1 protein-coding gene is annotated in these 2,213 nt (G+C 65.2%); it reads left to right on the top strand.

From position 1 onward, the window contains the following. Window positions 1-154: 154 nt before the first annotated feature. The coding region (locus tag EO141_RS20905; protein WP_241236712.1) for a condensation domain-containing protein at window positions 155-2,213 on the top strand (2,059 nt) is incomplete at its 3' end.

Consider the following 2,213-nt stretch of genomic DNA (forward strand, 5'->3'; position numbering starts at 1 on the left):
GGGCCAGGTGTACATCGAGGGTAGCGGCCTGGCCTATGGCTATGTCGGCCGTGCCGCCGCCACCGCCGAGCGCTTCGTGCCCAATCCGTTCGGTGCTGCGGGCAGCCGTCTGTATGCCAGCGGCGATCTAGGTCGGCACGACATCCATGGCCGGTTGCTGTTCCTGGGCCGCAGTGATCGGCAGATCAAGCTCAACGGCCACCGCATCGAACTGGGCGAGATCGAGAAAGCCTTGTCGGGGTGTGCAGGCGTCCGTAATGCAGCGGTCGGCGTGCAGCGCGGCGGGGACGGTGGCGACGCCCTGTATGCCTGCGTTGCAGTAGAAGGTCCGGTGACTGTCGCTTCGCTTCAGAACGCGATCCATGGCCGGTTGCCGGCCTACATGGTACCTAGCCGGATCTGGGTGACCGGTAGTGTTCCACTGACAGGGGCGGGAAAGATCGATCATGCGACGATCATCGCGGCGCTATCGGACTCCGTGCAGGCCCACGTCCATCGTCCGCCGGAAACCGCGTTGCAGCAGGCGGTAGCCACGCTCTGGGAGGAACAGCTCCAGCAGACGCAGATTGGCCTGGACGACGACTTCTTCTCCATCGGCGGGCACTCGATCGCGGCGATCCGCTTCATCGCTCGCTTCAACGCACGGTTCAACGCGGACGTGGCCTTGGTGGTGTTGCTTGATCACCCGCGGTTGGAGGACTTCTGCAGCGCCGCAGAGGGGCAGCTGGAAGCGCGGGGCAAACACGGATCTTCGCCTGCCTGCGCTATTGCGGTGCATGTCGGTGATGAAGGGCCCTTGTCGTTCGCGCAGTCGCGGCTGGTATTCCTGCAAATGCTGGACCCGGCCTCCAGTCAGTACAACCTGCCTTATGCGTTACGAGTCGAAGGCGAGCTGGCGTTGCCGGCCTTGCGCCAGGCATTGGCCTGGTTGCTGGAGCGTCATGCGGTACTGCGCACGGGCATTCATCTGGTTGACGGAGAGCCGATTCAGCGGATCCACCCGACGAGCCCGGTCGAGCTGACCGTTCACGACCTGCGAGCCCTGTCGGCGCAGGACGCCGAAGCGGCGGTGCAGGCGTCGCTGCCTGAGCGGATCGAGGTTCCTTTCCGTCTAGTCGATGGCAGGATGTTGCGCGCCGATGTATATCAATTGCCGTCGCAGCGCACCCTGGTGCTGCTCAACACGCATCACGTGGTGAACGATGGATGGTCGCTGGGCATCTTGATGAAGGAGCTGTCCACGGCATACGCGGCCTTTGCACAGGGGCAACTTCCCTCGGTGTCGGTGCCGGCGATCCGCTACCTGGATTTCGCTGCATGGGAACGCGGCAAGCCCGCCGGCCTGAACGCCTTGCAGCCAGAGGACAGCCACTCCGCGTCGTTGGCCGAACTGCTGCCGGACCGTGCGTGCCCGGCGGTGCCGACAGGGCAGGGGGGCACGGTCGTGATGCCGTTGCCTGTCGGTCTGGCACAGGCGCTGCGCGGCTTGTCGCGTGACGAGGGCGCCAGCCGTTACGCGGTCGGTCTGGCCGGCTTCGTCGCCTGCCTGGCCAGGCTGACCGGTGCTCGCGAGGTGAGCGTCGGCACCCCGACAGCCAATCGCGAGCATCCGGCTGTCCACGCGCTGGTAGGCTTTTTCGTCAACATGCTAGTGATGCGGCTGGACGTGAACGAGGCGGCCAGCTTCAGGCAATTGGTCCAATTGGCCAAGCGTGTGTCGTTGGCGGCTCAGACCGGGCAGGGCATTCCCTACGAGCGGCAGGTGGAGCTGTTGCCCCCCAGCCAGCGCATGCAGCGTTCTGCGTTATTCCAAGTGGTGTTCGCCTATGAAATCGGTGAGGACCTCACCGCCGCCATTCCCTTCGGTCCGTATCCGGCGCTGGTGGAGCCGCTGCCGCACCGGACCGCCAAGTTCGACCTCACGGTGAACATGGTCGAGAGCGGTGATGAACTGTTGCTCGTGGCCGAGTACGCATCGGACGTATTTGAGCGCGCACGCATCGAAGCGATCTGCGCGCAGTACCGCGACACGCTGGAGGCAGTGCTGTCCGCACCGGACGTTGCGCTGGCTGCATTGTTCGCGCCTGCGCAACTGCAGGAGGCACTGCCGGTGGCTCGCCACTGCAGCGCCGACCTGTTTGCGCGTCTGCAGGCGCATCCGCCACAGGCGATCGCCCTGCAGGGCGAAACCGTGCTGGACTACGCCACGCTGG

It is taken from the genome of Xanthomonas sp. BRIP62415 (assembly GCF_003993515.1).
GTDB classification, from domain to species: domain Bacteria; phylum Pseudomonadota; class Gammaproteobacteria; order Xanthomonadales; family Xanthomonadaceae; genus Xanthomonas; species Xanthomonas euroxanthea.